The sequence below is a fragment of the Pseudomonas sp. HLT2-19-2 genome, assembly GCF_054898005.1.
On record NZ_CM142712.1, the window covers coordinates 2,805,297 to 2,828,061 of the forward strand.

Genomic DNA, 22,765 nt, shown 5'->3' on the forward strand with positions numbered 1-22,765 from the left:
TTGGAACTCAAAGGTGCGTAGGGCTGCTGAAACAGGGCGGTCATTTATTCGAGTGCGCGAGCTTTTCCCTCACTGAGGATGCTCTGGTTAAAGGGAGCCAATTAGCTTTCGATGATGCCTTTGCCGAATGATTCAAGACCCTAATGCTGAGAGTCACAATTGCATAGTCCGCTTTTGGCCAGAAGAGGCCCTGGGTCAACGTCTGCTGTTGGCCGATTGCTGCCTGTCGCAGACCTAGGGCTACATTTAGGTTTAGCCGTATGGGTCCGGTCAGCCCACCGCCCGGCTACCGGCCCGAGGCTAAGTTGTAGGGTCAACTCCCACGCATTAGTGCGGACACTATCCATGGAGTCGGTAGGCTCAATGCAACTGTCCGTGTAAGGCGGTGTTCCTTCTGATTGGAGCGTTATAGATGCCATTCCAGATTCAGAAACGGCGTGTTGGCTTCGGTGCCAGGCGTGTTGGCAGAGTTGTTACCGAACTTGTTCTTCCAGTATTCGTAACCCACCCCGGCAAAGAAGGTGTCTTTCTTCCCGAAAGTGAGCTCGCCCACGTCCACCAGTAAGGCGAGGTGCACGAGCGTTTCGCTCACGCTGTCGTTGCCGAAGCCGTCCTTGCCCTTGGGCGGGACGAAGTTGGCAAAGCCCTTGAACTTGAGCGGTACTGAAGCGAGCTGAAATGGAATGTCCCACGCGGTTTCCAAGTAGTAAGTGTCGTTGAAGCGAATATCGTGCTCTTGGGCGAACGGCAAGCCATTGTGGTTGCGCTCGGAGCGGTACATCACACTGAAGTCCCAAAAACCTGTCACGTTGAAATTGATCGTTGGACCGATGACGAGCATGCGTTTTGCCGGCGCAAAGGCAGTGTTTTTGGTGTTCCAGTCGACGCCACCCGAAAGCGACCAGTCCCGGACGGGTCCCCACTTGAAATCCTGGCCGGATATTTTATTCAGTGAAAGTTGATGGCGATATATCGCATACACCTCGGTAGCACCGTCGCCGCCGCCGTTGGCTGGATCGTCTTTATCGGAGAACAACACCTGCACGTTGAGGAAGTTGCTGCCGTATTTGTATCCGTCAACGTGAGTGAACTCAACGATGTGCTTGGCGATCGGGCCATCGATGCCCGGCTCGGCGAAGTGGGTGCCATACCAGTAACTGATTGAGTTATCGCTCCAGTCGGCAGCTTGCAATGAAGTGGCCGTCGTCAATAACAGAGTACTGATGGCAAAGGTCTTCCGAACGAGAAACGTGCGGTTCTGCATCTTTCATTTCCTTGAGTAGTCGTCCACTTCGGCTTGAGGGACTTTTTTATAGGTGCCGAGAAACTGTTGCCGTTTGAAACCAGCTCAATCGACCACTGCCGCAGCCTCCAACGTTTGACACACCAGCAAATCCACGTAATGAATCGGTTTGCTCCGATGCTTGAGCATCCCGCCGTTACGCTGATTCAACGCCGCCGTCATCTCCGCCAGAATCGAGAGCGCGACGCCTTCGGGCGCGTCGCCGCCAAGGTCCAGGCCCATTGGGTAGTGCAGCTGTAGCAATGCATTCAGGGCAGGATTATGTTGGCGAATGTCGGTCAACAAGCGCTCGGTCCGCTCGCGGGGGCCGAGTTGGCCGATGTAGGCCGGTGCGCTTTGCAGCAATTGGCCGAGCCAGTGTCGGTCCTGGCGGTAGCTGTGCGTCATGACGGCCACCGCGGCCCCCTCGATCAACGGTCCGAGGACGATGGAGGCGTCGAGGTTCGCGACGATGACCGCATCGGCCTGCGGAAAGCGTTCAGGGCGGGCAAAGTGGCTGCGGCTGTCGATCACGCTGACGTGCCAGCCCAGCAGTTTGCTCATGCGCACCAGTGGCTGGGCGTCGTGGCCGGCGCCGAAGATCACCAGGCGTGGGGGCGGAGCCACGTACTCGAAGAACACTTCGACCTCTCCACGGGCATCGGTGTAGAGCCGCAGAGAGGATTTTTTCTCGGTGAGTGTTTTGCGCAGGTCTTTGCGGATGCTGCTGTCGAGTGCGCGATTGCGCAGCGCGGGGCTTGCGTGCGACACCACCCGATCACCGACCCGCACCGACGTGTGGCGAGACGTGGCAATGATGGTCGCCATGGCCGCGGGTTGCAGACTATCACGCACCTGTCGCAACAGTTCGATGGCCAATGACGGGGTCTTCGCGCGCAGGCGTTCGAGCATGACGAAAACCGTGCCGTTGCAGCCGAGGCCGAAGGTCAGGGCGCTTTGGTCATCGTCTTCATCTTCGGTGGCGCCGGTGCTATAGCGGCGCACCACCGGCTCGCCAGAATCGGTCAGCCACCAGGCCTTTTTGGCCAGGTCTTGTTCCAGGCATCCGCCGCTGACGGTGCCGATGGTTCGGCCGTGCAGGGGAATGAGCATGCGTGCGCCAGGGCGGCGGTAGGCCGAACCTTCGACCTTGACCACGGTGGCGAGGACGGTTTCTTCGCCTTGCCGGGCGCAGGTTTCAATGGCTTGGAGGAGGTCGTTGAGGCCGGACATGGTGTGTTCTCCCGAAAGTCGGTGCGCAACCTGTTGGAACCGGCATACCAGCTCCAACAAGGGGTTGTTTAGCGGTTGGGTCAGTCGACGACATGCATCAACTGCTGCACCCCTTCCCACGCTTCAGCGCGCATGCGCTCCAGATCCAGCCCCGGAATCACGCCGTCGTCGACCACCAGTCGCCCCCCGACCATGCTGTACCGCACGGCAATCGGCTCACCCGCGACCACCGGCGCCAGCGCGATATCGTGGAAGCCGAAGAACCGTGGATGATCGAGGCCATAGATCACCAGATCCGCAGCCTGGCCAACTTCCAGCGTTCCGACCGCGCCCAGGCCCAATACCTGCGCGCCGCCCGCCGTGCCCCAATGAATCACATCTTCGGCAGTGGTCGCTGAAGCCCCTTGTTCGGCCCGATGAATCAACCACGCCGTGTGCGCCTCACCGACCATACTTCCGGATTCGTTCGATGCCACGCCATCCACCCCAAGCGATATCGGCACCCCGGCCTCATACATTTGTGGCACCGGCGCGACGCCGCTGCCCAGCCGTGCGTTGCTCACCGGGCAATGAGAAATGCCGGTGCCAGTTTGCGCGAGCATGCGGATTTCCCCCGGCTGCAAATGCACCGCGTGGGCAAACCAGACGTCGGGGCCGAGCCATTCGTGCTCGGCGACGAATTCCACCGGGAGGCAGTTGTATTTCTCGCGACAAAAGTTGACGTAGTTCTGCGTCTCCGAGAGGTGCGTGTGCAAGCGCAATCCGAGGCCGCGAGCGGTATGCGCAAGCTCGCGCAGCAAGGTGGGCGGCAGCGAGAACGTCGGCGTCGTCGGCGCCACCACCACTCGACGCATCGCATCCGGAGTGTCCTGGTGGTACCGCGATTTGAGCCGTTCGATGTCACCGACCATCTGCTCAAGCGTCTCCGGTTGTAGCGCTGTTTTCGAGAATCCCGGATGAGCGCTGGCGGACTCCAGTGCGCCGCCCCGGCACAGCACAAAACGCATCCCGAACGTGTCAGCCGTGTCGAACAGCAGGTCACCGGTCTCGGTTGTGCCGTTGGCGTGATAGAGGTAATGGTGATCGGCGCAGGTCGTTACCCCCGACAACAGCAACTCGGCCATGCCTAATCGCGCGGCGATCTGCGCCAGTTGTGGTGTAAAACGGTTGAGGCGCGGGTAGGGCACGCTGGCCAGCCAGCCTTGCAAGTCTTGATTCAAACCTTCGGGCACGGCTTTGAGCAGGTTCTGAAACAGGTGGTGGTGGGTGTTGATCCAGCCTGGGTAGACCACCGAGTGACGGGCATCGATCACCCGTTCGCCGGGTTGCGCCACCAGGTCCGTAGCCATTTCAGCAATGCGCCCGTTGACGATGCGAATGTCCACGTTGCCCGCCCGGGCACGCGGGCCGCGCAAGCCGGTCATCACCGCCACCGGGTTTTTGATCAGGATGTTTTGAAGTTGAGTCATGTGCTTCTCCAGTCAGAGGCTGTGGGGCGCGGGCTTGGTTGCCTCGCTGTCGGGAACACTGACGCCGTTGAGCGCCGCGTTGAGCAGCACCGACACCAGGCAGGCAATCACCACGCTGCTGTGCAGGAACGGCTGGGACCAGTCGGGCATTTGCTTGAACAGGGCAGGCGCCAGCACCGGCACCAAGGCGGCGGCGATGGTGAAACCGACGATCAACACGTTGAAGCGGTTGCGCTCGTAATCGACTTTGGCCAGGGTCTGAATGCCCGCCGCGGCGACCACCCCGAACATGGCAATCCCGGCACCCCCGAGGGCGGCGGTCGGCATCGACGCGATGATCGCCCCGGCCTTTGGCACCAGTGCCACGGAACACATCAGCAAACCGCTGATCGCCACTACCCAGCGACTGCGCACGCCGGTCAAAATCACCAGCCCGACGTTCTCCATGAAGGCAATGAACGGAAACGCGGCGAACATCCCGGCGATGGTGCTCGCCAGGCCATTGGCGCGCAGGCCATTGATCACCTGTTTTTCTTCTACCGGTTTGTCGACGATGTCGCCGATGGCCACGAACAGCCCCATGGACTCAACCATCTGCACGATCATCACCACCACGATGGTCGCAATCGGGATCAGGCTGAAGGTCGGCAGGCCGAAGTAGAACGGGTAGGGCACGGTGAGCCAGGGCGCTTCCTGCACGCTGTGAAAACTGCCCATGCCCAGACCGTAAGCCAGTCCCGCACCCACCAGCATCCCGATCAGCACCGCCATGTTGCGCATCATCGGCCCACCATAGCGGTTGACCAAGAGAATGGTCGAAAGCACTACGGCGGCGACGGTAAGGTACGCCGGCGCCCCGAAATCACTGGCGTTGCGGCCACCACCGATCCACTCATAGGCAATCGGGAACAGCTGCAAACCGATCACCGTGACAATGCAGCCGGTGACCACCGGCGGAAAGTACCGACGCAATCGGCCCACGAACGGCGCGACGAGCATCGTAAAGATCCCCGCGCCGATCACCGCCCCGCAGACCCCGGCGAACCCCACCTCCGGGTTGGTACCGATGGCGATGACCGGGCCGACACTGCTGAACGCCACGCCCTGCAAGATCGGCAAACGCACACCGAATTTCCAGAAGCCGACGGTTTGTAAAATCGTGGCGATGCCGGAGCAGAACAGCGTGGTGCTGATCAGCACCACGGTGTCGGCCTGGGACATTTTCAGGGCGCTTGCGACAATCAACGGCACAGCGATGGCGCCGATGTACGAGACGGCCATGTGTTGCAGGCCAAGGGTGAGCATTTGGCGGACCGGCAGAATCTGGTCGACCGGGTGGACGGTGGAAGGGGTTTTTGATGGGGATGTGGCTGACGACATGGGGAATCACCTCTTGCTGTTTTTATGCTGTAGAGAGGGGTATTCGTTCTGTGTGCCCGGAGCCGCCATCCACCGGCTCCGATGCCGTTTTTTCAGCCTGCCAGGCAGGCGGCAAAGCCTTGGTTCAACGCCGCGCGGTCCAGGTCGCGGCCGATGAACACAATTTTGCTGGAGCGTGGTTCCGTGCCCCATGAGGTGGAGGCACGGAACTCGACCAGGCTGTGAACGCCCTGCAGCACGTAACGCTGATCCTGATCCGCGACGGCCAGCACGCCTTTCATTCGGTAGAGGTTGTCGGCCTGCTCATCGCGCAACTTGCTGATCCACTGGTGGAAGGCGAGCAGATTCACGGCGCCGTCCACGGCGATGCCGACTGACGACACGCTCGGATCATGATCATGGTCATGATCCGAATCATGGTGGTGTTCGTCGGCGTGGTGATCGTGCTCAGAGCCGATTTCCATCAGCTTTTGCGTCGACTCGAACGCACCGATGCCGAGAATCTTCGACAGATCGATCTCGGCGTAGCTGGAGGTCACCAGATCCGCCGTGGCGTTTAATCCACGAATCTTGCCGCGCAGCGCTGCCACGTCGTCCTCGCTCACCAGATCGACCTTGTTGATCACAATGCGGTCGGCGCAGACGATCTGATCGACCGCCTGGTTGTCCACGCCATCCAGCTGCAAATCCTCCAGATGCTGGACGATGTGCTTGGCGTCGACCATGGTCACGATGGCGTCCAGTTCGACTTCATCGGCAATCGGGTCGTTGATAAAGAAGCTCTGCGCTACCGGGTACGGATCGGCCAGACCACTGGTTTCGATCAAGATGTGATCCAGCCGCACCGGGCGCGCCACCAGTTCGCGGACGATGCGCACCAGGTCCTCTCGAACCTCGGCGGTGCAGCACACGCAGCCGTTGACCATCTCGTAGATTTCTTCGGTCTCAGAGCTGAGCACCAGGTCGCCGTCGATGCCGACTTCGCCGAATTCGTTTTCGATCACGGCAATCTTGCGGCCGTGGTTTTCCCTGAGGATGTAGTTCAGCAGGGTTGTTTTGCCGGCGCCGAGGAAACCGGTAAGGATGGTCACCGGAATTTTGCGGTTCGGGGTAGGGGCGTTGAATGGGCTGTTCATGCGAGCTCCTTGGTTGTTGCGAAATGGCCGGTGGTCGATGGGCCGGGTTCACCCCAGCGCAGCGCGGTCCCGGCGTCGAGGCCGAACAGGTCGAGGACACGGCCGAGGCTGTGATCGACCATTTGCGAAAGGTTTTGCGGGCGGGCGTAGAAGGCCGGCACCGGTGGGGCGATGATCCCGCCCATTTCGGTGACGGCGGTCATGTTGCGCAGGTGGGCGAGGGTCAGCGGCGTTTCCCGGGCCATCAACACCAAGGTCCGGCGTTCTTTCAATGTGACGTCGGCAGCGCGGCCGATCAGCCCTGAGGAAGAGCCGGTGGCAATCTCCGCCAACGTGCGCATGGAGCACGGCGCAACCACCATGCCCAGGCAGCGAAACGAACCGCTGGCGATCCCGGCAGCCACGTCGTCGGCGCGGTGGTAGTGGCTGGCCAGCGCGGTGACGTCGGCCAGTTTGTAGTCGGTTTCATGGGCCATGGTCAGCAGCGCGGCCCGGCTGATGATCAGGTGGCTTTCGATGTTCAGTTCAGCCAGCAACTCCAGCAGGCGCACGCCGTAGATGAAGCCGGACGCGCCGCTGATGCCGACCACCATGCGCTGGCGGTTCACGATTGATAGCTCTTGAGCAGATTGCGCGCACGCTCGACCACGTCCTGATCCAGCTGCGCCTTGATCCCGTCGAATCCCGAACCGCGCGTGGCATCCAGCGCCATGCGCGAGGTGGTGCCGTTGACCGAGGACGACGGATCGAGCGGACTGCCGGGTAAACCGTCGATGACGAAAATATCCTGATGCGGCTGAAAGTGTGTGGCCAATGCCCACAGCACCTGGCTGTCGTCGCTGATGTCAATGTCGCTGTCCACCGCGACCACGGTTTTCAGGTACGGGTCCCAGCCGAGCAGGGCGAGCATGATCTGCCGCGCCTCGCCGTCGCGGCTTTGATCCAGCGCCACGTAGCAATGAAAGTGCGTGCCGGAGTTGGGGTAGTGCACGGCGGTGACGGCGGGGAAGCGTGCCTTGAGTTTCTCGCTCATTTCCGCTTCCCGTGGCAGGCGCGCCAGGGTCAGGTGTTCGGCGTACCGGCCGCCGACCACGTCCACCAGCCAAGCGTCCTTGCGCCGCATCAGGGTGTCGACCCGCAGCACGTTATTGGTTGAACGGTCTGAGGAATAGCCGCTGAACTCGCCGAACGGACCTTCCTCGGCATAGGCCGCTGGATCGATGGCGCCTTCCAGTACAAACTCGGCATAGGCCGGTACGCCGATCCCGTAAAGCGGGGTCTTGACCAGTTCCAAAGGGGCACCAAACAGGCCACCGGCCACCGCGCGTTCATCACTGCCGAACGGCAATCGAGCTGCTGCGGCAAGCATAAACAGCGGATGGGCACCAACCACCATGGCCACGCGCAATTCTTCACCGCGCTCTCGAGCGGTTTGCAGCATGCGCCACAAGTGACCGCGCGAATGCAGGCTGGTGGCGAGGGTCTGCCGGGCATGGCGCATCGAGCGGTGATAGCTCATGTTGGCAATTCCGGTGACCGGGTCTTCGGCGATGATGATCGCGTTGGTAATGTACGGGCCACGGTCACTGTCGAAGTGCTTGAGCATCGGCAACAGTGCCAGGTCCACGGCTTCGCCTTCGAAGATCTCGTCCAGTACCGGACCGGTTTCGACGTAGCGGGGCGCGATCGGATGATTGGCGCGAGCCTGGAAGGTTTCGTGCAGCTGCGCCGGAGTGACACCGAAGATCCGTGCGATGCGGGTCCGGGAGGCGAACAGGTTGGTCGCCACCGGCACACCGAGGTTGCCGACTTTTTCGCAGATCAGCAGCGGGTCACGGCCCTGGGTGGCCAGGGCATCGACCAGGGCAGTGACGTCCTGATCGGCGGATAGTTTTTCGTGAACGGTCAGCACATCGTCCGGGTACTGCCGGCGATAGGCGTCGATAAAATCGTGGAAATCCTGGGTGTCGCCGAGCGTAGAGAGGGTCATGGTTTCACCTCGTAAAAAGCAGGCGCGCAGGGCTGAGGGCGACGTTCGATCGACAAGCCGTTGGCCTGCCGGTCGATCGAACGCCGGGCTCATCTGTACGCCTGTAAAGTCGCTTTGCTCTGGTTTTAAAACGCTTAGAGGTAGGTCGTGGTCAGACGAATGTCCGCCTCGATCAGATCCTTGGGTGGCGGTGTCGGTTCGATGCCGCACAACCGGGCAATGTTGTTGCCCAGGTAATCCTCAAGATGATCTTCATCGATCCCCAAGCCCTGCGGTGCCGGCGAACACAGCACTTCCAGTTCCCGCAACCACATGCCCGGTTCGTTCGGCGGCGAGTCGGTGCCGAAGACGATCTTGTTGCGCGGCAGCTCCTTGGCGAACTCGACGATCCGCGACTGGAAGCACCAGCCGGATTCGCAGTACACGTTCGGCGTGTCCATGGCCATCCAGAACGCTTCGAACGAGTAGTTGCCGCCGGTCTGGATGCCGAAGTGACCGATGATGAAGTTGACCATCGGGAATTCGCGGATGATCGGGTAGAACATCGTCGGGATGGTGTACGGACCGTCACCCGTGTGGATCAGCACCACAATGTTGTACTTGGCGCAGACTTTCATCGCCGGCCGCAGCCAGTCCAGTGCCCGGTCGGGACGATAGCCGTGCATGTTGGCGTGCAGCTTGAGCATCTTGAAACCGTATTCCTTGATATGAAACTCCAGCTCTGCCGCACCGTTTTCCGGTCCCCAGCGCGGGTTAAAGTTGAAGTTGCCAATGAACCGATCCGGGTACTTCATGCACAGCTCGGCGATGTACGACATGTAGTCGCGCACGCCTTCGCGGCCCCGCCGGTTGCCGTCGCGATAACCGGTGTTGCCCGGTGGCGGCTGGATGAAGCCCATGTCGATGCGGCGCGGTTTGCCGTTGATCATGTACGGGCCGTCCATCAACTTGAGCATGCGCTCGCCGGTAAACGGTTCGCCGGTGTGGCGCCAGGCCTCGTCGACCAGGTTGGTGGGGTGCAGATGGGTATCGATAATCATCGGTTCAACTCCTGGCCAGTTGGGTAGTGACAGGGCGCTTCAACTGCGCCTCGGCTTCGGACACGGAACGTGGCGGCGGGGTCGGTTCGAGGCCGATCATCCGCGCGGTGTTGTTGCCGAGGTATTCTTCGAGGGTGTCCTCGTCGAGATTCAGACCTTGCGGCGGCTCATGACAGAGCACTTCCAGCAGGCGCAGCCACATGCCCGGCTCGTTCGGAGGGGTGTCGGTGCCGAAAAGGATTTTGTGGGTCGGCAGGACCTTGGCGAACTCGACGATCCGCGATTGCAGGCACCAGCCCGATTCGCAGTAGACGTTGGGCAGTTCCATCGCCCATTGCATCGGTTCGAACACGTAGACGCCGCCGGTCTGCACCCCGAAGTGCGCCATGATGAAATCGACGTTGGGGAACTCCTTGATCATCGGCACCCATTCCGACGGGATGCTGTACGGCCCGTCGCCGGTGTGCAGTTTGACCGGGATGCCCAGCTCGGCGCATTTCTCGAAGGCCGGACGGACCCAGTCCAGCGCACGGTCCGGGCGATAGGCGTGCATGTTGGCCTGCATCTGGACCATCTTGAAACCGTGTTCCTTGACGTAACGCTCAATCGCCTCGACACCGTTTTCCACGCCGCAGCGCGGGTTGTAGACGAAGCAGCCAATGAAGCGATCCGGGTAGGTCTGGACCATCTTCAGCGTGTAAGCCATGTAGGCATCGATGGATTCGCGTCCGCTGAGGTCGCCGTCGGTCCAGGTGTAAATGGTGTTGCCTTGTGGCGGCTGGATGAAGGCTTTGTCGATACGGCGAGGTTTGCCGTTGACCATGTACGGGCCATCCATCATCTCCAGCAGACGCTCGCCGGTGAACGGGTCACCGTCATGCCTCCAAGCGAGGTCCACCAGGTCGGTGGGATAGCAACTGATATCGATGATCATTGAAGTCGATCTCCTGATAGCGGGGAAGGGAACCTTGCGGTTCGCAGCAGCCACGTCCCGGGCAATCGGCCATTTCTATGCGCACTGCTGCGCATTCCCTCGCCTGGTCGCATCCGGCTCGGGACGCTGGCTGCTTGGGAGGAAGTATTGGAAGGGGGGGAGGGGTTCGTACAATATTAATTGGGCGGGGTGTTGATATGTGTTCGATATGGGGCAGGGTTTTGTGGTGGATGGGCGGACCTCTTCGCGAGCAAGCTCGCTCCCACAGGGATCTGGGGTGTGAGCACAATCCAAGGCAAACCTTAGAACCCTGTGGGAGCGAGCTTGCTCGCGATGGCGTCAGGTCAGTGTCTGCTGAGCCAGCTTCTTGATCACCTCAACCACCGGCGCCACCCGCTCGGCCTGGCCCGGCGGCCACACGGCGTAGAGGTTGTAATGCGCCGGAATTTGCGCCGAGTTCAGCTCTACCAAACGCCCCGCGCGCAACGCATCCGCCGCTAGCAGCCCGCGCACCAACCCCGCGCCAACCCCGGCTTCGGCCGCTGCAATCAGGTTCGCCGCATTATCGAAAACCATCCGCGCATTCGGCTCGGTCGGCAACATTGCTGCTGCATCCAGCCAGGGAATCCACGAGCGCCGCGTATACCCCAGCAGCGGCAATTCCAGCACCTGCGCCGGCGTAATTGGCACCTGCAACCCATGGCGCTCAAGCAGCGCCGGGGATGCCACCGCAGTCACTCGATCACCGCAGATCTGGGTCATCTCGCAGTCTTCCCAATCGCCATACCCGTAGCGCAACGCCAGGTCCACCCGCTCGAACGAGCTGCGATCCGAGCGCGGCATCGACAGCAATACCACTTGATGGTCAGGCAATAAATCGAGCAGTTCCGGTAGCCGTGGATTGAGCCAGCTTTGGGCCAATTCACTGTCGACATCAAGGGTCAGCCGCTGCGCGACGCTGCGGTTTTTCACCGAGGATAGCGCCCGGTCGATCTGCGCCAGGCCGTCGGACAGCACGCTGGCAAACAATTGTCCGGCATCGGTCAGGTTACTGCCGCCACCTTCGCGTACGAACAGCGGCTGGCCGATGAAGTCTTCCAGGCTGCGGATCTGCTGGCTGATAGCGCTGTGAGTCAGGTCGAGTTTGCGCGCGGCACTGGAGAAGCTTCCGCTGCGCGCGGCCTGGATGAATGCACTCATGGACTGCACCGACGGGTATCGCTTGTACATGCTGTTAGTCCTACTTACACAGGATGGCAGAAATCGTCGCTGGCCCGTTTTTGCGCAGGCTCCCAATAATCGGCGACCAGGCCTGCACAAAGACGGGCCGCTCTCTTGGAGCCTGACAATGATCGAATTCACGGTAAACGGCGAACGACACGAGCTGGTAGAGACATCGCCCTCCATGCCCTTGTTATGGGTGTTGCGTGATCACTTGAAACTCACCGGCACCAAGTTCGGTTGCGGCATGGGCCTGTGCGGTGCCTGTACCGTGCACCTGGACGGTGTCGCAGTACGTTCCTGCCAACTGCCGGTCGCCGCCGTGGCGGGGCACAGCATCACCACCATCGAGGGCTTGTCGCCCACCGAACAGCATCCGCTGCAACTGGCCTGGGTTGCCGAAGATGTCCCGCAATGTGGTTACTGTCAATCCGGGCAGATCATGTCCGCGGCCGCGTTGCTCAACACCGGTGCGACAGTCACCGATGACTCGATCCGCAACGCCATGTCCGGCAACGTGTGCCGCTGCGGCACTTACGGGCGAATCAATAAAGCTATCAAGCGCGCAGCTGCTGCGCCGAAGGAGGCGTGATGACGTTTATCGACGACACACAGATCGAACTGCCGCGCCGCATTTTTCTCAAGCAAGCCGCCACCGTTGCGTCCGGTCTGGCCATTGCGTTTTATCTGCCCACGGGCTTAGCGGCGACGGACCCAAAAGTGCCTGCGCCTGCAGGTGAATTCGAGCCCAACGCCTGGGTTCGGGTATTGCCCGACGGCACGGTAAAACTGGTGGTGCACAAACACGATTCGGGCACAGGCACCCACACTGCATTGGCCGCTTGCGTGGCCGAGGAACTGGACGTCAACCCGATGACCGTGCAGGTGATATCGCCGGAAAATCCGTTCTTTGAAACCTACATTCACCCGATATGGAAAGTCTTCTCGACGGGTGGTAGCACCAGTGTTTCGCTGGAATACGATCGCCTGCGGATGGCCGGTGCCACGGCGCGCGCACTGCTGATCACTGCGGCGGCCAAGCAATGGAAAGTCAGTCCCGACAGTTGCACAACCGAGGAGGGCCGGGTGGTGCATTCCGCCAGCAAACGCAGCCTGGGTTACGGTGAGCTGGTGAGTGTTGCCGCGAAATTGCCAGCACCGGCCAAGGTCACTCTGAAGGACCCCGCGCAGTTCAAGTACATTGGCAAACTGCGGCACAAGCGCGATGCGGCGGCCAAGGTGTGCGGGCGCTTCAAGTACAGCATCGACGTGGAATTGCCAGAGATGCTGGTGGCGGTGATTCAGCGCACGCCGGTGATCGGCGCCGAGGTTGTCTCGGTGGATTCCAGTATGGCGTTGCAAGTACCGGGCGTGCGTAAGGTGATCGCGATTCCCGGCCGGCCTGATGTGCTGGGCGGCAATCAGGAAGGCGTCGCAGTGCTCGCGGACAACTACTGGGCAGCCCAACAGGGTCGTGCGTTGCTCAAGGTGCAATGGAGCGATTCACCCCTGGCCGGTTTCGACAGCGATCAACTGGCGACGGCGCAAGCGGCGGCCATCCACGACAAAAATGCGCAACGGGTGTCCGCCATGGTTGCAGGTGACGTGAGCGCTCAGTGGCCGAAAGCCGCGAAGCTGCTCGAGGCCGATTACCTCATGCCGTACAAGGTGCAGAACCCGCTGGAACCGATCTGCATCACCGCCGAGGTAAAGAATAACGCCATCACCTACTGGGGCGGCGTTCAGGTGCCATCCTCGGCGCTGGAAGCTGCGCAAAAGGTGTGCAAGATCTCCAAGGACAAGGTCACCATCAACGAGTTGGTGTCCGGCGGCAGCTTCGGGGCGCGGGAGGCCAAGTACTGGTTGTTCGAAGTGGCATACCTGGCGCAGGAGGCCAAGGTGCCAGTCAAGTTGATGAACAGCCGTGAAGACGAAATGCGTTCGCTGTTCATGCACCCGGCGACTCTGCATCGAATCAAAGGTGCGCTGGATGCTCAGGGCAAACTCACGGCGTTGAAACTTGACGCGGTCTCACCGGCTTCGCCGGAACAGTGGGAACCAGGCTATTTCGAACGCCCCGACCACATGGACTACAGCACGACCGAAGCCATCACCGCGTGGGACTTTGCTTATCGTCCTGCGAATCTGGACCTGGTCTGGGTCAAGCACGAAAGCAACGTGCCCAGCGGTTGGTATCGCTCCGTGAGCTTCATTCCCAATGTGTTTGCCGTCGAAAGTTTCATGGACGAATTGGCACACAGTTCGGGACAGGATCCGTTGGCCTTTCGCCTGGCCCATATGCACGAACGGCCCCGGCACGTCGCGGTGCTGAAGAACGCCGCCGAACGTGCCGGTTGGGGCCAGCCATTGCCGGAAGGGACAGCCTTGGGGATCGCCACCAATCAGGGTTACACCAGCTTCATCGCGGTGGTCGCCAGACTTTCGAAAAAAGACGGTGTGATCAAGGTCGATAAGCTCACCTGCGTGGTCGATTGCGGCCTGGCGGTGTCGCCGGGCGGTGTCGAAGAGCAGATCTATGGCGGCTTGATGTGGGGCCTCGGTCACGCGCTGTTCGACCGCATGGACATCAAGCAGGGCAGGGTGGTGCAGAGCAACTTCCATGATTACCGGGTGCCCCGAATGTCGGACATGCCGGCGATTGATATTCTGGTACTGGACGGCGAGCCGAGCAAACCTGGAGGTGTCGGCGAACTGGGCAGCACGTCGGTGGTCCCGGCCATCGCCAATGCGCTGTTCAGCTTGACCGGTGTGCGCCAGCGCTCGACGCCACTGACCCTGGGATAGCCGTCATGGACTTGCGATTGCTGCGGTATTTCATGGCCCTTGCTGAAGAGCTGCACTTTGGCCGGGCTGCCACGCGTTTGCACATTTGCCAACCGCCGCTGAGCCAGCAGATTCGTCTGTTGGAAGAGGAACTGGGTACACCGCTGTTCGAGCGCAGTCATCACCGGGTCGAGCTGACGGCGGCCGGACAGATGCTCAAGGAACAGGCGCCGCTGGTGTTCGAACAACTGAACCGCGCGCTGGACCTGACTCGTCAGACCGGTCGTGGTCAGTTGGGCGAGCTGGAAATCGGCATGATCAGTTCGGTGATGGTTGGCGTGCTGCCGCGGGCCTTACACCTCTTCCGCGAGCGCTATCCTCAGGTGTCCTGGCGGCTGCATGAAATGACGCCGGCGGCACAGGTCATGGCGTTGAAGGAGAAACGCATCGATGCCTGTGTGTTCCGGGTCGGCTATGACGATCCGCAGTTGCGCAATGAACTGCTGATCTACGAGCCGATTCGCGTGGTCATGCCTGTCGATCATCCTTTGGCTCGATGCGAAAGCCTAGCGCCGGCAGACTTGGCACAGGAGCCTTTTGTGGCGCTGGAACTTAAGCAGTCGCGGTTTGCTGATTTTCTCTATCAGTGCTGCATCAAGGCCGGTTTTACCCCACAAATCCGTCAACAGGTGATTGAGGTTCAAACCTTGCTCAGCCTGGTGCAGGCCGGTTTCGGTGTGGCGTTGTTGCCAGCGTCCATCGAGCAGCTGGCGCCAGCCGGGCTGGTGTTCCGCCGCCTGACCCCAGCGTTGCCGGAAGTGCCGCTGTACGCCACTTACCGCGCAGACGATGACTCGCCGGTGCTCAAACTGTTTCTCGATACGTTGCGCGAACTAGTTCTCGAAGAACGCCAGCAACCCCTCCTCAACTCCATAACGCGGATTTGATTTCACCCTCGAACCGGCGAATTTACGATTCGCCATTCTGGGCAATGTCGGCTATCACGGCTTCCCGAACACTGTGTGCACATCCGTCAACCAGGTGGTCTGCCATGGAATCCCTTCGGCGACTGCACTGAAGGAAGGCGATATTGTGAATCGACCGCGACCAGCAAACCCTCATTCATGAGATTGCGTTGCAGGAAAGTCAATTTTGGCGCTGAACGATTACATGAGCGCTCGTTACGTTCATGGGTCAACAGACTTCGAAACGGAATGCAGAAGCGTAACTTGGACTAGATACTCCATATTAAGACCCAACGCACATCAGTAACGGCCAAACTTTTGTCGATATTCCGCTGGCGTTAGGGCAGTCAATTCTTTGAACATTCGCCGCATATTGGAATCACTGCTGAAACCAAGCTCTATGCTAATTGTGCTGACGGTTGATGACGTCAAGGTGAGGCGTTCGCTGACCTGGTTTAACTTAATAAGACGGGCATAGGCAGCAACCGCTAGGCCTGTTTCTTTTTTGACCTTGCGCGCGAGAGTGCGCGCGGACATTCCGAGTTTATCCGCTAACTTTTCCACTGTAAGTTGTTCAGCCGGCAGTTGCTCAACTAGGATAATTAGCTTGCGTAGTAACCTTTCGGACTGCTCCATTAGGCTTATTGTCTGAAACGCGGTGTGAGCGACAGCAGGGCGTGGTAGCACCATCAACTTGATGAGGTCTCGAAAAATTTCAGAGCTGACGTTCTTTTCGATCAGCGCCTGGGCGATGGGCAGATATCCGTTTACGCCTGAAGCTGTGGCCGTTCTCTGGTTAATGATGCAGATCTGCTCGCTTTGCCAGCGCACCTTTTTGTAGCGCTGAGCCATTGTCTCCACTAGCCACCATGTGATCGTTGCCGCCTGATCATTTAACTGACCACTCGCGGCAAGTAGACAAACGCCCGTGCAATAACTCAAAAGCTTGCATGTTTTGGCACGATTCGATAGGGCTGCCACCAGGGGCGTATGAACGACCAACTCCTTTTCAACCTCCTGCGCCGACTCCGCCCAGAAGCCTGGCACCAAGATAGCGTCCAGCTCGTCGCTATCAAGGGAGGCTGTCGCCTGCAACGTCACGCCATGCGCACACTCAACTGGACCGATCTGCCCCGCGACATAGACAGTTTCGAAGAGATCATGACCTGTGCGCCGATTCGCTGCGTACAGAAGATCTGCGAATGCGAACAAGCCCGCAGGCATGCAATTGGAGAACAGCAGGAGACCAACTCTTAAAGTTTTGGACATGGCCTAAAATGAATCCATTATGACTAATCTTGCCATTATGGACTCCGTATCGGATTGGCACCATAAGATCTCTTTCCAAAGGGTTTTATGATGAAAATTCAACAAATTCGAAATGCCACAATCATTATTGAAATCGGCCTCCATCGCATCCTTGTCGATCCAATGATGGCGCGAAAAGATGCGCTCCCGCCCTTACGATTATTCGGCGCCAGGCAGCGCAACCCAATCGTCGAATTGCCGGATTCAACCTCGACTGTTCTCGATGCGGTAACCCACTGTCTGATCACCCACTGCCAAAAGGGGCACTTCGACCATTTGGATCGAGCAGCCAAAAGATGGCTTCGCGAGAGACAAATTCCAGTGATCTGTTCACCGCACGACGCGCCCCATCTTGCAGAGCATGGTTTAAACATCCAGCCGCTTCCGGAAAATCATGAGCAGCCTAATCTCTTTTTGGGCGGCACGATTCGTACAATCAAATGCACCCATGGAAAAGGCCTGATTGGCAAGTTGATGGAGCACGGTGTCGGTTACTTAATCGAAATGCCAGGCGAACCCAGCCTCTATCTGGCTGGCGATACAATTCTCACGCCGACCATACGGGATTTCGTGCTACATCACGGGCCACACGTCAGCGTTGTACCTGCTGGGGGTGCACGATTTGATTTTGGTGACGACATTATCATGGGGATTGACGAAGTCGTTGAATTCACTCGGCTGAGTCGCGGAACGGTGGTGGCCAATCACATGGAAGCAGTCGCCATTGCCCGGTAACTAGATCCGCACTCGCTAAAGCAGGAAAACTAGCCGGTATTGACCAGCGTTTGCGGATCCCAGCAGATGGTGAAAGTATGGAATTCACTTTTTAACTAATAGCCATCGAATCGTGGTGTCCACCCGCATGTATGTCAGCACAAATTTAGAACTTCTTCGAAGTGCATTTCAGTGTTGGTCGTGGTCTATGCGTTGAGCCCAACCGACCTCTCCCGGTTTCATAACTGTCCTCGGGTATCTGGATGACGTTATCATTTAAATGCTCTGGCTACCGATTAAAAGACCAATCTGTCTATATTATGAGGAGCATGCACATGCTTTCTGAATACAAAATGACGCTGCCAGCTATTGAACTGGAGGCCTCCGAAGGCCGAGCAAAGGACGTTTTGACCAAAGGCAAAGCACAAGCAGGCGTTCTCCCAAACATGTACTCCCACATGGCGAATCGCCTGGCCTGCTGGAGACATACCTGGAAGGCTATTCAGCATTCCGTAACGAGTCAGGTTTTACATCGGCGGAACAGGAGCTGATTTTTTTGGTTATCAGTCGCGAAAACGGATGCGAATACTGTGTCTCGGCTCATAGCGCCATTGCCGATATGAAGTCAGGGCTCGCCCCGCAAACCACCAATGCGATTCGTGTCTCTCTTCATGATGCGCGTGCCGAGCGCGACGTCCTTCAGTAGTTGGTAGACCTCGCGGGCGGTGAGAGGGGAGGTTGTGTTCAAATAGTTCTTTGTTCAATTCGCAACTTCATCAGCAAATTGATGTAGTCGAGTTCGGTCTATAGATAGTCCAACAGGGAGTAGGCATACATTATGTATGGCCTCTTGGTGTACGTAAGGATATGCTGCCCCCGACTTCATTTATGCCAATAAAAACCAACTACAGTGACGTTATGAGCCAATCAAAGACGCGTGCGACTGCCTTAACGCTGTATCCAGAGGACTCCCGCGAGGCGGCGGCTCTGCTGAAACAGGCCGTACCACTGATGGTGCGTCACAACATTCCACCCAATCCCGTGCACTATGCTCTCTGGTACACCTACAGCAAAGGTCAGGAGCCAGAGCTTAATCGCCTTCTGGACAGGGTGGTCAAAGACTTCGACTGTTTCCCTCCAGAATCCGCTACGACGCTTTTTCGCGACTACATCATTCGTGACGAATTGGAGGAGGCGCGCGCAGGGCAACAACAAGCGATCAATCTGGTTGACGACATGGAGCGTAATGTTTCGCGTAGCGTGAATGGCAGTGTCAACTTTCAAGCCAGTCTAGGGTATTGCATGGAAATGCTCGCGGAGCCGGTCGACAAGAGGTTGCCCGCCATTCTGAGCGAGTTGCAACAAAGCACCCAGGTCATGCAGGATCAGCAAGAGCTTTTCCTCTCCCAGCTGCACTCAGCGCAGAATGAAATTAGGAGTCTGAGAGACAAGCTCGAGCGAGCCCAACTGGCTGCATCTTTGGATGGGCTGACCAAGGTGTTGAACCGAGCTACCTTCACTCGCTTGCTGGAGCATGCGTTGATCAACGCTCCTCATGGGGTGGCATTGGTCATGTTGGATATTGATCATTTCAAGCAGTTCAATGACCGGTATGGCCATCCTCTGGGCGACCGCGTACTTGAGCATGTTGGTCAGGTGTTACGGAACTCGCTCCCGCCTCAGGCCTTGGCGGCACGCTATGGTGGTGAAGAGTTCTGTGTAGTCCTGCAAGCGTGTTTTGATCTCACCAGTGCTCATACTTTTGCTGAGCAGCTGCGCCTAAAAATCCAGGCGCTGCGGATCAAGGTTCGTGGCACGGATGAGGTGCTAGACACCGTAACTGCGTCCTTTGGTGTCGCCCTCGCCAAAGCGGGTGACGACGTGGAAAGCCTTCTGACTCGTGCTGATGATGCGCTCTATCTAGCCAAGCGCAGCGGGCGCAACCGAGTGAACTGAAACTGGCGTTCGGACTCTAGCTGCAATCACATAGCTCCACAGGATAGGGTGACTCGATTCGCCTTCATTCGTAAGCGTCCAGCCAACACACCTTCCGAACTCCAACATTAAGGGCGATGGTGTCCGCGTATTTTTAAGCGGACGCGATTGCCCTTAATGTCAGGATTTCCATGCACCAACGAACCTCTTATCCAAAGCCCTTCAAAACTCAAGTCGTCCAGGAATGCCTGCAACCGGGCGCCTCTGTTGCCAGTGTCGCGATGAGTCACGGCATCAACGCTAACGTCGTGCGCAAATGGTTTCCGCTTTACCGCGATCAACAGCTCACTGACTTGGTCGCTTTCTTGCCGGTGAAGCTGGAATCAAACATTCAGAACGAGAAGTCCGTCAGCATCGAGTTGCCGTGCGGGCTAGGAACGATGACCGTGAAATGGCCGGCCTCCGATCCTGATGGCTGTACCCGATTCGTTCGCGGACTAACGCAATGATCCGCATCGACTCCATCTGGCTCGCCACCGAGCCCATGGACATGCGCGCCGACCGGTATCATGATGACGGAAAGTTATCCGATGCAACCAAGAATATCTCTTAACTACTTATAAAAAACGTCAAGAGTGCATGCGAATGCAGAAGCATGTACATAACTTTTCTTTGGATTAAAAACCTTGAACAAACTGTCCGAGATGCATTCTTTTGTCATGGTGGCGGACACTGGCAGTATTTCCGAAGCGGCTCGGCGTTTGGGTACGGCCAAATCAATGGTCTGCCAGCGTATCCAGAAACTGGAAAAACGCCTGGATAGCATCTTGCTGGAGCGTGGTCGCCAGGCTCGGCTGACTGAATCGGGTGAGGTGTTTTACCGTTATTGTGTGCGCATTCTTACCGATGTCGAAGATGCCGAAGACGCCGTCCTGACATCTCAATCGAGTTTACGCGGGAGCCTACGGATTGCGGCTCCTATGGCTTTTAGCATTCGTTACCTGACGCCGATTTTGTCGTCCTTCGCTATGCTTTACCCTGAACTGCGGTTGGATGTCGAATATGATGATCGCAACGTAAACTTACACGAAGAGAAGTTTGACGCGGCCATCCGTATCGGTGAGTTACCTGACTCCTCGCTCATCGCCAGAACCATTACTGCCAACCGCCATATCATCTGCGCGAGCCCAGCCTACCTGGCTGCTCACGGAACACCGCAAGTCCCGCAAGATCTGGCCCAGCATTTCGCCATGCTCTATGTGAATCGCGAACCACTTGGCAGATGGACGCTACCAGTGAACAACACATTGGAGTCGTTTCCTGTGCGTTGCCGTATGCGCACTAACAATGGTCATCAACTCATGGAAGCCGCCAAGGCCGGTATGGGTCTAGCTATTTTGCCCACCTTCCTGGCCGCACCGGACATTGTGGCCGGTGAACTTGAAGAGGTTCTGGCACCCTACGCGCCTCGTGGTGGCAACTTCTCAATGGTGTATCGGCGATCTCAGAGGGCTTCGCCCAAGCTTCAAGCGCTGACTAATTTCCTCATCGAACAGATCGGCAGTCCCCCTGTGTGGGAACAAATGCTGGCGGCTCACTCGCAGCGATCAAGTTGATGCGTTCGCAAAAAACGAATCGTTGATTCGTTCTTTGCCAGCTTATGGTGATCTGAGCCCTGAATTATGCTTTTTCCACCAGACGCACTACCGAGCGTCTGACAGGGAAGAAGACGGATGAAGAGTACCCTTAGCAATCCTGCTCGCCGTGCTGTATTGGCAGGTGGCGTTATGGTTGCCGCGACTTTGGCGGCGGGCAATGGTTTGGCGCAGGTTTTGGAACCAGGCAGCAAACCCGGTAAGAGTGAAGGTCGTAGTGTCCCGGTCGATGTGATCATCATCGGCGGTGGTTCGGCCGGTGCGGTTTTGGCCCGCCGATTGAGCGAGAACAGTAAGCGTCAGGTGTTGGTGCTTGAGGCGGGGCATAGCTTTGGCCCGCGTAACTACCCCGAAATCATCGCTAGCAGCGACATCGTCGGTGCTAATGGCAACCCTGAGTTTGAATGGGGTTACAAGACCCGACCGGGCTACATCGACCACCCCATCGGCGCCTTGCGCGGTAAGGTGCTGGGGGGGAGCTCGGCAATCAACGGCGCGGTGGCCATCCGTGCGCGCCCTACCGACTTCAAACGCTGGGATCTGCCAGGCTGGAGTTATGAAGAGCTGCTGCCTTCCTTTAAAAAGCTGGAAACTCACAGCAGTGGTGCCAGCCAGCTACACGGCCATGAAGGGCCGCTCCCCGTGCATCAACTCAGTAATGCCGATGTGACCCCCATGCAGCGCGCCTTCATCGACGCCTCGGTCGCTAATGGCTACAAAGTGGTTACCGATTTTGACGGTGCTGACGCCAACGGAGTAGGGCCGTACCCGATGAATATCGTCAACGGTGTGCGGGTCAACACCGGCATGGCCTACCTCACCGATGAGGTGCGAGCCCGCGACAACCTGCATATCCGCCCCGACAGCTTGGTAGATAAAGTTCTGTTCGACGGTAAGCGCGCAATCGGTGTGCAACTGGCCAACGGGGAAAAGCTCTTGTCTGGTGAAGTCATCCTTTCGGCTGGCAGCTATGGCAGTGCCGCGATCCTGCTGCGTTCCGGCATTGGCCCGGGGGAGGATCTCCGTACCTTGCAGATTCCACTGGTCGCCGAGCTGCCTGTGGGACAAAACTTGGTGGATCACCCGTTCTACTACAACGCCTATGCCGCCAAGCCTGATGTGATTGGCAGTCAGTCGCCAGCCATTGGTGCAAAACTCTGGACTCACAGCAGTACAGCCGAGAACGGTGATCTGGATCTTCATATCACGGCCACCCACTTGTTTCCCCACGACCAGAGCCCGACCAAGGTTGGCTTCGTTCTAGCGGTAGCCCTGACTCGACCACTGTCCCGAGGCAAAGTTACGCTCGCTAGTCGCGATCCGTTCGTAGCACCGAACATCGATCTGAATTTTCTGGCTGAGGAAAAGGATCGCCAGCGTCTGCTGGATGGCATCCGCCTGTCCCGCAAAATCGGCACAACGGCACCACTCAATAAGCTGATCCATTCCGAACTCAACCCTGGCCAAGGCAACGACACCGACGAGGCCTTGCTGGCTAGCGTCAAAGCCAGTCTCGATACCTATCACCACCCGACCTCGACTGCTCCCATGGGGCGGCCGGGCGATGCGCGAGCGGTGGTCGACTTGGAAGCGCGGGTTATCGGCGTGCAGGGCCTGCGGGTAGTGGACGCTTCGATCTTCCCTGATGTGCCTTCGGTAGCCACCAATATCACTGTGATTGCCACGGCCGAGAAAGTCGCCCGTCTCTACGTTTAATCC

General features: G+C 58.5%; 20 protein-coding genes and 1 pseudogene. 10 read left to right on the top strand and 11 right to left on the bottom strand.

The annotated features are described in order from the left end of the window. Window positions 1-406: 406 nt before the first annotated feature. The 10 genes from ACYZTU_RS13015 to ACYZTU_RS13060 all read right to left on the bottom strand — a co-directional run bounded on the left by ACYZTU_RS13015 (window position 407) and on the right by ACYZTU_RS13060 (window position 11,694). Window positions 407-1,264: a hypothetical protein gene (locus ACYZTU_RS13015; RefSeq protein WP_461970674.1), complete on the bottom strand. Its 858-nt coding sequence runs from the start codon at window positions 1,262-1,264 to the stop codon at window positions 407-409. Window positions 1,265-1,348: 84 nt separating this feature from the next. Beyond that, a complete protein-coding gene (locus ACYZTU_RS13020; RefSeq protein WP_461970676.1) occupies window positions 1,349-2,515 on the bottom strand; it encodes an XdhC family protein in 1,167 nt (388 codons plus the stop codon). Window positions 2,516-2,595: 80 nt separating this feature from the next. Further along, a complete protein-coding gene (locus ACYZTU_RS13025) occupies window positions 2,596-3,984 on the bottom strand; it encodes an amidohydrolase family protein (RefSeq protein ID WP_461970677.1) in 1,389 nt (462 codons plus the stop codon). Window positions 3,985-3,996: 12 nt separating this feature from the next. Continuing rightward, window positions 3,997-5,364 (bottom strand): nucleobase:cation symporter-2 family protein, encoded by a 1,368-nt coding sequence (locus ACYZTU_RS13030; RefSeq protein WP_461970679.1) that lies wholly within the window; start codon window positions 5,362-5,364, stop codon window positions 3,997-3,999. Between the two features lie 92 nt (window positions 5,365-5,456). Further along, a complete protein-coding gene (locus tag ACYZTU_RS13035; protein WP_461970681.1) occupies window positions 5,457-6,500 on the bottom strand; it encodes a CobW family GTP-binding protein in 1,044 nt (347 codons plus the stop codon). Next, window positions 6,497-7,093, bottom strand: a complete 597-nt coding sequence (locus ACYZTU_RS13040) for a UbiX family flavin prenyltransferase (protein ID WP_461971025.1) — start codon at window positions 7,091-7,093, stop codon at window positions 6,497-6,499. Before ACYZTU_RS13040 ends, ACYZTU_RS13035 begins: the two co-directional genes overlap by 4 nt. Before the next feature lie 11 nt (window positions 7,094-7,104). Next, a complete protein-coding gene (locus tag ACYZTU_RS13045) occupies window positions 7,105-8,490 on the bottom strand; it encodes a UbiD family decarboxylase (RefSeq protein ID WP_461970683.1) in 1,386 nt (461 codons plus the stop codon). Between the two features lie 134 nt (window positions 8,491-8,624). After that, window positions 8,625-9,530, bottom strand: a complete 906-nt coding sequence (locus tag ACYZTU_RS13050; RefSeq protein WP_134418495.1) for an amidohydrolase family protein — start codon at window positions 9,528-9,530, stop codon at window positions 8,625-8,627. 4 nt (window positions 9,531-9,534) lie between these two features. Then, complete coding sequence (locus tag ACYZTU_RS13055; protein ID WP_150732737.1) at window positions 9,535-10,464, bottom strand: amidohydrolase family protein; 930 nt, start codon at window positions 10,462-10,464, stop codon at window positions 9,535-9,537. Window positions 10,465-10,803: 339 nt separating this feature from the next. Further along, window positions 10,804-11,694: a LysR substrate-binding domain-containing protein gene (locus ACYZTU_RS13060; RefSeq protein ID WP_461970685.1), complete on the bottom strand. Its 891-nt coding sequence runs from the start codon at window positions 11,692-11,694 to the stop codon at window positions 10,804-10,806. A gap of 118 nt (window positions 11,695-11,812) precedes the next feature. On the opposite strand from ACYZTU_RS13060, the gene ACYZTU_RS13065 reads away from it, so the two are divergent. The 4 genes and pseudogenes from ACYZTU_RS13065 to ACYZTU_RS13080 form a co-directional block, all read left to right on the top strand. After that, window positions 11,813-12,277 (top strand): (2Fe-2S)-binding protein, encoded by a 465-nt coding sequence (locus tag ACYZTU_RS13065; protein ID WP_403139416.1) that lies wholly within the window; start codon window positions 11,813-11,815, stop codon window positions 12,275-12,277. Next, window positions 12,277-14,490: a xanthine dehydrogenase family protein molybdopterin-binding subunit gene (locus ACYZTU_RS13070; RefSeq protein ID WP_461970687.1), complete on the top strand. Its 2,214-nt coding sequence runs from the start codon at window positions 12,277-12,279 to the stop codon at window positions 14,488-14,490. The genes ACYZTU_RS13065 and ACYZTU_RS13070 overlap by 1 nt, the downstream gene beginning before the upstream one ends. Before the next feature lie 5 nt (window positions 14,491-14,495). Beyond that, window positions 14,496-15,416, top strand: a complete 921-nt coding sequence (locus ACYZTU_RS13075; protein WP_461970689.1) for a LysR substrate-binding domain-containing protein — start codon at window positions 14,496-14,498, stop codon at window positions 15,414-15,416. A gap of 19 nt (window positions 15,417-15,435) precedes the next feature. Continuing rightward, a pseudogene (locus ACYZTU_RS13080) lies at window positions 15,436-15,567 on the top strand (M24 family metallopeptidase); the annotation flags it as partial. Between the two features lie 167 nt (window positions 15,568-15,734). On the opposite strand, the gene ACYZTU_RS13085 reads toward ACYZTU_RS13080, so the two are convergent. Further along, on the bottom strand, window positions 15,735-16,703 hold the full coding sequence (locus ACYZTU_RS13085) for a GlxA family transcriptional regulator (RefSeq protein WP_461970691.1): 969 nt from the start codon (window positions 16,701-16,703) through the stop codon (window positions 15,735-15,737). A 90-nt stretch (window positions 16,704-16,793) separates the two neighbouring features. Between ACYZTU_RS13085 and ACYZTU_RS13090 the strand changes: the two genes are divergently transcribed. The 6 genes from ACYZTU_RS13090 to ACYZTU_RS13115 all read left to right on the top strand — a co-directional run bounded on the left by ACYZTU_RS13090 (window position 16,794) and on the right by ACYZTU_RS13115 (window position 22,762). Next, window positions 16,794-17,477 carry an MBL fold metallo-hydrolase gene (locus ACYZTU_RS13090; protein WP_461970693.1) on the top strand — a complete coding sequence of 228 codons (684 nt, stop codon included), beginning with the start codon at window positions 16,794-16,796 and terminating at the stop codon, window positions 17,475-17,477. A gap of 469 nt (window positions 17,478-17,946) precedes the next feature. Continuing rightward, complete coding sequence (locus ACYZTU_RS13095; RefSeq protein WP_461971027.1) at window positions 17,947-18,162, top strand: carboxymuconolactone decarboxylase family protein; 216 nt, start codon at window positions 17,947-17,949, stop codon at window positions 18,160-18,162. A 212-nt stretch (window positions 18,163-18,374) separates the two neighbouring features. Continuing rightward, entirely contained in the window at window positions 18,375-19,412 is a 1,038-nt protein-coding gene (locus tag ACYZTU_RS13100; protein WP_461970695.1) for a GGDEF domain-containing protein, read from the top strand. 170 nt (window positions 19,413-19,582) lie between these two features. Further along, a complete protein-coding gene (gene tnpA / locus ACYZTU_RS13105) occupies window positions 19,583-19,900 on the top strand; it encodes an IS66-like element accessory protein TnpA (protein ID WP_461970697.1) in 318 nt (105 codons plus the stop codon). Window positions 19,901-20,077: 177 nt separating this feature from the next. Next, window positions 20,078-21,007 carry a LysR family transcriptional regulator gene (locus tag ACYZTU_RS13110; RefSeq protein WP_461970699.1) on the top strand — a complete coding sequence of 310 codons (930 nt, stop codon included), beginning with the start codon at window positions 20,078-20,080 and terminating at the stop codon, window positions 21,005-21,007. Between the two features lie 117 nt (window positions 21,008-21,124). After that, a complete protein-coding gene (locus ACYZTU_RS13115; RefSeq protein WP_461970701.1) occupies window positions 21,125-22,762 on the top strand; it encodes a GMC family oxidoreductase in 1,638 nt (545 codons plus the stop codon). The last annotated feature ends 3 nt before the right edge of the window (window positions 22,763-22,765 follow it).